This window comes from Gammaproteobacteria bacterium (genome assembly GCA_021648145.1).
Classification (GTDB): Bacteria; Pseudomonadota; Gammaproteobacteria; order JAADGQ01; family JAADGQ01; genus S141-38.
Map to the genome: position 1 here is coordinate 22,542 of JAKITI010000022.1, position 7,609 is coordinate 30,150.

Here is a 7,609-nt window from a genome sequence, read left to right on the forward strand (position 1 = left end):
CTCCATCAAAGTACAAGCTATTTCGTGCTTGTTGTTGCTATTTTATGAGTTTAACGCCTAAACGAGTCGCAACTTCTTCATAAGCTTCAACCACACTGCCTAATCCTTGGCGAAAGCGGTCTTTATCAAACTTTTTACGGGTTTTAATATCCCATAGGCGGCAGCCGTCAGGTGTGAATTCATCACCTAATATGACCTCTCCCTTGAACAGACCAAACTCCAGTTTATAGTCAACCAATAGTAGACCAATATTTCGAAAAAGTTTAGTGAGAACATCGTTGATTTGAAAGGTGAGGCTTTTCATTTTTTCAATATGCTCATCTTTGGCCCAGCCAAATGAACGAATGTGGTACTCATTGATCATCGGGTCATGCAGTGCATCATTTTTAAGAAAAAATTCAAATGTAGGGGGGGTGAGTGTCAAACCCTCTTTCACACCCAGGCGCTTGCAAATACTGCCCGCAGCAATATTGCGCACGACACACTCAATTGGAAACATTTCAAGGTTTTTAACAACCGATTTATTAGCTGAAAGTAGTTTTTCATGATGAGTTTTGATGCCTGCCTCTTCGAGATTTTGCATAATAAAGGCAGTCAACTGATTGTTGACAGCACCTTTTCGAGAAAGGCTCTCTATTTTTTCGCCATCAAAAGCAGAGGTGTCATCACGAAAGTTCAGTACCAGTAAATCCGGGTCATCCGTCGTGAATACGGACTTGGCTTTGCCAGCATAAAGTTCTTTTTCAATTTTCATAATAATTATTACTTCCTGAATACAGGCTTTTAATTGAGTTGCTAAATTTAAACGATAGGAATAACTCGCTCTAATAATTTTCGAACATCTTCCATTCCTGTAAGCAGCACTCGTTCGATATCAGCCATGGATATATTTTCATCACCTTTGCCTGCTGCTGGATTCGCAACAACGGTACACGCGGCATATTTCAGCTCAAGCTCTCGAGCGAGTGCGGCTTCTGGCATTCCCGTCATACCGACAATAGTGCAGCCATCATTTTCCAGGCGTTTTATTTCCGCAGCAGTTTCCAGGCGAGGGCCTTGGGTTGCAGCGTAAACACCATCAAGGTACGCATTATTACCAAGCGTTTCGCACTCTTGAATGAGTAAACGACGCAGTGCGGTGTTGTAAGGGTGAGTGAAGTCAATGTGTGTTACATGTGAAAGTTGATCTTCAAAGAAGGTGTGGTTACGTGAATAGGTGTAATCAATAATTTGGTCAGGAATAATAATTCTGCCGGGAGTTGCATGATTACTGATGCCGCCAACAGCAGCCACGGCAATAATCTGTTTTACACCAATTTCTTGAAGTGCCCACAGGTTGGCGCGGTAGTTGATCTTGTGAGGTGGAATAGTATGGCCACTGCCGTGTCGTGCTAAAAAAACCACATCTTTATCACACAAGCGACCATGAACAAACGGAGCAGAGGGTTCACCAAAAGGTGTATTGACCATCTCATGGCGAATAATCTCCAGATTACTGAGCTTTGTGAGCCCTGTACCGCCAATAATTGCTAATTCAGACATAATTTTTCACTGCAAAAATACCAGGTGCGTTGCGTAAATAACCTTTGTAATCCATGCCATAACCAAAGACATAACGATCTTCGACTTCCAGACCACAAAAAGTTGCGTTAATGCCATGCTTACGGTCATGGCGCTTTTCTAATAGAACTGCTGTATGGATGTTCTTTGCTCCCGCTTGCTGGCAAGCTTCGACAACAGCGGCCAACGTGTGACCTTCATCAAGAATATCGTCAATCAATAGAAGGGTGCGGTCTTTAAGTGTGTGGCTGGGTTTAACGCGCCACTCAATGTCACTGCCATGTATATTGTCGCGATAGCGCGTGGCATGCAAATAATCAATCTGCAGTGGAAAGTCGAGGCGTTGCAGTAGCGCGCCTGTGACAATCAGTCCACCATTCATTACACAGATCACTAGTGGATTTTTATCGCATAGTTGAGCTGAAATAGCATCCGCCATTTGATCAAGCGCACTGTTGACCTGTTTTTGTGAAAACAGGCAATCTGCGTCTTGATACACAGCGTGAGCTTCTTGAGGAGAGATAGGCATGGTAATTATGACTTTGCCATATTATCTAAAATGGCATGTTTCACCGAATCCAGAGTCGCATCAATTGTGATGAGCGGTGTTTTGCTTTGCTCAATTGCCGTATCAGGATCTTTCAAACCATGACCGGTCAGGGTGCAGACAATTTTGCTGCCTTCCGAGATTTTTCCGCTTTTAATATCACGCATCGCACCCGCCAATGAAGTCGCTGAGGCAGGCTCACAAAAAATACCTTCTTTGAGTGCCAAAAGTTTTTGGGCAGATAGAATCTCGTCATCGCTGCACTCATCAAACCAGCCATTGGATGCTTTTTGTGCCTCCCATGCTTTGTCCCAGCTTTGTGGGTGGCCAATGCGGATGGCCGTTGCAACGGTTTCAGGATCTGCAACAGGGCCGCCGCGCATGAAGGGGGCGGAGCCAGCGGCTTGATAGCCGACCATGCGTGGGCAGGTATTAACGATGCCGTGCTCTTTGTATTCACTGTAACCCATCCAATGAGCTGTGATATTCCCTGCATTTCCAACGGGCAGGCAGTGAAAATCAGGCGCGCATTCCAGCTCTTCAATGATTTCAAAAGCAGCTGTTTTCTGGCCTTGAATTCGAAATGGATTAATAGAATTTACAATGGTGACGGGTGCTTCATTGGCGACATCTTTAACTAACTGCATGCCGGCATCAAAGTTACCTTTGATTTGAATAATGACTGCACCGTACATCATTGCCTGGGCTAATTTTCCGAGTGCAATTTTTCCATCAGGGATTAGCACGTATGCAGTAATGCCAGCGCGTGCTGCATAAGCGGCCGCTGATGCAGATGTATTTCCGGTTGAAGCGCAGATAATCGCCTGGCTGCCATCCTCCACCGCTTTAGTCACCGCCATGGTCATGCCGCGGTCTTTGAATGAACCTGTCGGGTTTAAACCTTCATATTTGATGCAAATATCAACATCTTTGCCAAGCAGTTTAGGAATATTGTGCAAGCGTATGAGCGGTGTGTTTCCTTCGCCCAGGCTAATAATTCGTGTGTCATCATGAATGGGTAAGCGGTCACGATATTTATCAATAAGGCCAGTGTAACGAGGTCTGAATGGCATGGTTGATTCTCCTGGAATTTATATTAACTGAGCTGTTCAAGGCGGATACGTGTGACTTGTCCACTGATACTCATCAATGCTTCAATTTTCTTGAGTGCATCATTCATCTGTTTTTCACGTACGCGATGTGTGAGCATAATAATAGGGACATGCGAAATAACATTATTAGTAAGCTCTTTCTGTAAAATGGCTTCAATACTAATTCCCAGATCACCTAAAATGCGTGTGATGTCAGCCAGCACGCCAGGTTGGTCGGTGGCTTGCATCCTTAAATAGTATGCGGTCTCTATTGATTCCATAGGCAGAATGGGTAAGTCAGACAGAGCATCAGGTTGAAAAGCTAAGTGGGGAACACGATTTTCAGGGTCAGTCGTTAATGCACGCACAATATCAACCAGATCTGCAACCACAGCAGAAGCTGTGGCTTCTGCGCCTGCACCTGCACCATAATAAAGTGTTGGGCCCACAGCGTCACCTTGCACTAATACTGCATTCATAACGCCGTCGACATTAGCAATTAATCGTTTATGAGGGATCAGCGTTGGATGCACACGCAGCTCAATGCCCTCTTCAGTGCGACGAGTCACTCCAAGGTGCTTGATGCGATAGCCTAGCTCTTCAGCATAATTGACATCGTCACCCGTAATTTTGCTGATGCCTTCCGTATAAGCTTTATCAAATTGCAACGGAATACCAAAAGCGATAGAAGCAAGAATGGTTAATTTGTGTGCAGCATCAATACCTTCTACATCAAATGTTGGATCCGCTTCGGCATAACCCAAGCGTTGAGCTTCTGCTAGAACATCAGAAAAATCACTGCCATTATCGCGCATTTCAGTCAGAATGAAATTGCCTGTACCATTAATGATGCCAGCCATCCATTCAATGCTGTTTCCCGCCAAGCCTTCGCGTACCGCTTTAATAATAGGAATGCCGCCAGCCACAGCGGCTTCAAATGCAACAGTTACACCTTTCTTTTGAGCCGCCGCAAAAATTTCATTGCCATGAACGGCGATCAATGCCTTGTTGGCCGTCACAACATGTTTGCCATTTTCAATGGCTTTTAATACCAGTTCACGCGCGAGATCATAACCTCCGATGAGCTCAACAATAATATCCAGATCAGGATTGTTGACTACTTCAAATGGATCAGTGGTTAAAATCACATCTGTTGTGCTGTCAGGACGAGCACGGTTAATATCACGCACAAGAGCGTGAGTGACAATAATGCCACGGCCTGCACGGCGCGTGATTTCATTGTTATTGCGAGTCAATACTGTGACAGTTCCGCCGCCTACAGTGCCCATGCCTAACAGGCCAATTTTTACCGGTTTCAAGGTTTGTCTCCTGCGGTTTTTGCCGCTTTGTTATCGTTGCGAATCATTTCCTTAATGCCTCGAATTGCTTGCCGTGTGCGATGTGCATTTTCAATCAGGCCAAAGCGTACGAATTTGTCACCATAATCGCCAAAGCCAATGCCAGGTGAAACAGCCACTTTGGCATCGCTAAGTAATTTTTTAGTGAACTCGAGTGAGCCCATATCTTGATACTGCTCAGGAATGAGTGCCCAGACGAACATGGTGGCTTTGGGTTTTTCAACGGCCCAGCCAGCCTGATTCAAACCATCACATAAAACATCGCGGCGTGCACGATAGAGTTCAGCAATTTCTTGAACGCACTCTTGCGGCCCTTCAAGTGCGCTAATTGCGGCCACTTGAATCGGGGTAAACATACCGTAATCCAGATAAGACTTCATGCGTGCTAATGCACCGACCAAGGTTGGGTTGCCACACATAAAGCCAACGCGCCAGCCTGGCATGTTATAGCTTTTGGAGAGTGTAAAAAACTCGACGGCAATATCTTTGGCACCAGGCACCTGTAAAATTGATGGTGCGACATAGCCATCAAAAACAATATCCGCATATGCCAGATCATGAATCACCCAGATATTGTTCTCTTTGGCGATGGCAACTACTTTCTCAAAAAACTCCAGATCAACACATTGTGTGGTTGGATTGCTGGGAAAATTGAGCACCAGCATTTTAGGGCGCGGCCAAGAGTCCTTTATAGCTTTTACAAGCTCGGTGAAAAAATCGTTGTCTGGTGTTAACGCAACATGGCGTACGTCCGCACCTGAAATAATGAAGCCATAAGGGTGAATCGGATATGAAGGGTTGGGGACAAGAACAACATCACCTGGCCCCGTTGTTGCTAGGGAAAGGTGAGCCAACCCCTCTTTGGAGCCGATGGTAACAATGGCTTCAGTTTCTGAGTCCAGTTCAACGTCGTAGCGGCGTTCATACCAATTACAGATCGCTTTACGCAATCTTGGGATGCCTTTGGAGACTGAGTAACGGTGCGTTGTATTGTTCTGTGCGCTCTCAGTGAGTTTGTCGACGATATGTTTGGGTGTTGGCTGGTCAGGGTTGCCCATGCCAAAATCAATAATATCCTCACCGCGCGCGCGCGCTTTTGCTTTCAAGTCATTAACGATGTTGAAAACATAAGGAGGGAGTCGTTTTATTCTGGAAAATTCGTCTTTCAAGTTAGTAACCCGCTTCCTAAATCATGCTGTTTTATTAATATTAGTTTGATGGCTTTCAAAAGTTCGCTATATTATCACTTGTTTCAATTAACATGTAGTTAAAGGTTTGTGATGCAGTTTAATCGTGAAATTGATGGTGATGTATATTTCATTCGTCGTTATTCCAAAGAAGGTTTGGTGGTGGGTTTACCTCAATCCAAAATTAAGGGCGAAGTCCGTTCGCCAGAGGATATGGTAATAAAGTTTGAGCGTAGTGTGATTCTTTTGTCTGGCCAGATTATTGATGACTGGTCGCCACAATGTATGGGTGAATTGCAATCCGAGCATCTGGGTCGCTTGGTTGAATTGAAGCCGGAGCTTGTGCTGCTTGGTACCGGAGAGGCGTGCCATATTCCTGACGCTGAAGTGATTGCACCATTGACTAATGCGGGTATAGGTGTGGAGTTTATGGGGACAGCTGCGGCATGTCGCACCTATAATATATTGGTGCAAGATGGGCGAGGTGTGGCGGCGGCACTATTGATGTATTGAGTGTTTGTTTTCGTTGTTGCTTTTTTGCAACAAACCTGTCTGCCTGTGGTTTTTTTGAAAATAAGTGTTGCATTTTTACAAAAATGGGGTTTAAATACCACTAGACTCTTCTAGTCTTTAAGTTGTTTGAATGTGTTTAATTGAGGGATTTGGATCATGAATAAAAAATTAATTGCTCTTGCAGTTTCTGCTGCATTCGCAGCTCCTATGGCTGTTCAAGCGGATAGTGCTACTGTAAGTGGTTTTGCTGATATTACTTTGAGTATCACTGATGAGGCTGCTGATAATACTGGTGTTGTTTCTGCTGATGACCATACTCTTACTGGTAAAAATGCAAGTGAAGGTAAATTCGGTGCTAACGGTGAAGTTGATTTCATTAAGACTGTTGGTGCGGTAACTGCGCGCGTTGATGTTGATTTGTCTTTGAGTCCTGGTGGTTCATCGGGTGCTGCGATTGAGCAGGCTTTTTTTGCTTGGGGTTTGACTGATACCGTTACATTTATCGGTGGTGTGTTTAATAACCCTATTGGACAAGAAGCTGAAGATGCGCCAGATAAAAATATGACATCTAGCAGCATGGTTTATAAAGCGCTTGATAATCAGACTGTTTTGAGTGGTAACAACATTGCTGGTGTTGCTGTTGCAGCGAACTTGGGTGTGGTTACTGTAACTGGTGCCGTTTTGAATGATATTCAGCACGTCGATGAAGAAAATTCGATTGCGCTTGTAATTAACAGCTCTCCAGTTGCAGGTTTGGATCTTGAGCTGGGTTATGTGACTCAGGCGAGTGGTGTTGAAAACGTACTTGATATCAATGCATCTTATGCAATTCAAGGTGCTACTATAGGCTTTGATTATTTGGTTCCTGATGAAGTTCTTGATTCTGTTTATGATGTTTGGGCAGGTTATGACTTCGGTAATAACTTCGGAGCTAAAGTTCGTTATGGTGCTTGTGATGATGCAGCGAATGGTGCGACTTGTGTAGCAGTTCTTGGTGGAGATAAAGTAACCACTTTATATGGTTCTTATCAAGCGGCTGAGAATCTTCTTATTTCTCTTGAATGGAAAAATAATGATGCAGCAGGTACTAAAACAGATAGTTTAGGTGCTGAGTTCATCGCAACTTTCTAAGTCTTCGGTAATTTAATTACTGATAAAAAGCCGAGCCTTGTGCTCGGTTTTTTTGTGCGCAATAGAAAAATTTTAGTGTTAAATGAAGAAAGATTAAAAAAGAGGTTGACGAAAGTGTGAGGTGGTGTAGAATGCGCATCTCTTTTAGGACAAGGCTATTTGTTTAGTTGGTTTGAATATTGTTCTGGCTCTTTAAAATTTTGAAGCAAGATAAAGTAATTT

The 7,609-nt window shown here is 44.1% G+C and carries 8 protein-coding genes; 2 read left to right on the forward strand and 6 right to left on the reverse strand.

Features of this window, described 5'->3' with window-relative positions; genetic code table 11:
* Positions 1–37: 37 nt before the first annotated feature.
* From L3J70_11810 to alaC, 6 genes are read right to left on the reverse strand one after another with little or no spacing between them, the layout of a single operon-like run.
* Positions 38–754: a phosphoribosylaminoimidazolesuccinocarboxamide synthase gene (locus tag L3J70_11810; GenBank protein ID MCF6237036.1), complete on the reverse strand. Its 717-nt coding sequence runs from the start codon at positions 752–754 to the stop codon at positions 38–40.
* Between the two features lie 47 nt (positions 755–801).
* A complete protein-coding gene (locus tag L3J70_11815) occupies positions 802–1,542 on the reverse strand; it encodes an S-methyl-5'-thioinosine phosphorylase (protein ID MCF6237037.1) in 741 nt (246 codons plus the stop codon).
* The gene (locus L3J70_11820; GenBank protein MCF6237038.1) at positions 1,535–2,089 is read right to left on the reverse strand and encodes a hypoxanthine-guanine phosphoribosyltransferase; all 555 of its coding nucleotides are present in this window, start codon (positions 2,087–2,089) and stop codon (positions 1,535–1,537) included. Before L3J70_11820 ends, L3J70_11815 begins: the two co-directional genes overlap by 8 nt.
* 5 nt (positions 2,090–2,094) lie before the next feature.
* A complete protein-coding gene (gene thrC / locus L3J70_11825; GenBank protein ID MCF6237039.1) occupies positions 2,095–3,180 on the reverse strand; it encodes a threonine synthase in 1,086 nt (361 codons plus the stop codon).
* Positions 3,181–3,203: 23 nt separating this feature from the next.
* The gene (locus L3J70_11830; protein MCF6237040.1) at positions 3,204–4,517 is read right to left on the reverse strand and encodes a homoserine dehydrogenase; all 1,314 of its coding nucleotides are present in this window, start codon (positions 4,515–4,517) and stop codon (positions 3,204–3,206) included.
* Positions 4,514–5,725 (reverse strand): alanine transaminase, encoded by a 1,212-nt coding sequence (alaC, locus tag L3J70_11835; protein ID MCF6237041.1) that lies wholly within the window; start codon positions 5,723–5,725, stop codon positions 4,514–4,516. The genes L3J70_11830 and alaC overlap by 4 nt, the downstream gene beginning before the upstream one ends.
* A gap of 111 nt (positions 5,726–5,836) precedes the next feature.
* On the opposite strand from alaC, the gene L3J70_11840 reads away from it, so the two are divergent.
* Entirely contained in the window at positions 5,837–6,256 is a 420-nt protein-coding gene (locus tag L3J70_11840; protein MCF6237042.1) for an Mth938-like domain-containing protein, read from the forward strand.
* A 156-nt stretch (positions 6,257–6,412) separates the two neighbouring features.
* Complete coding sequence (locus L3J70_11845) at positions 6,413–7,387, forward strand: hypothetical protein (protein MCF6237043.1); 975 nt, start codon at positions 6,413–6,415, stop codon at positions 7,385–7,387.
* Positions 7,388–7,609: the final 222 nt, after the last annotated feature.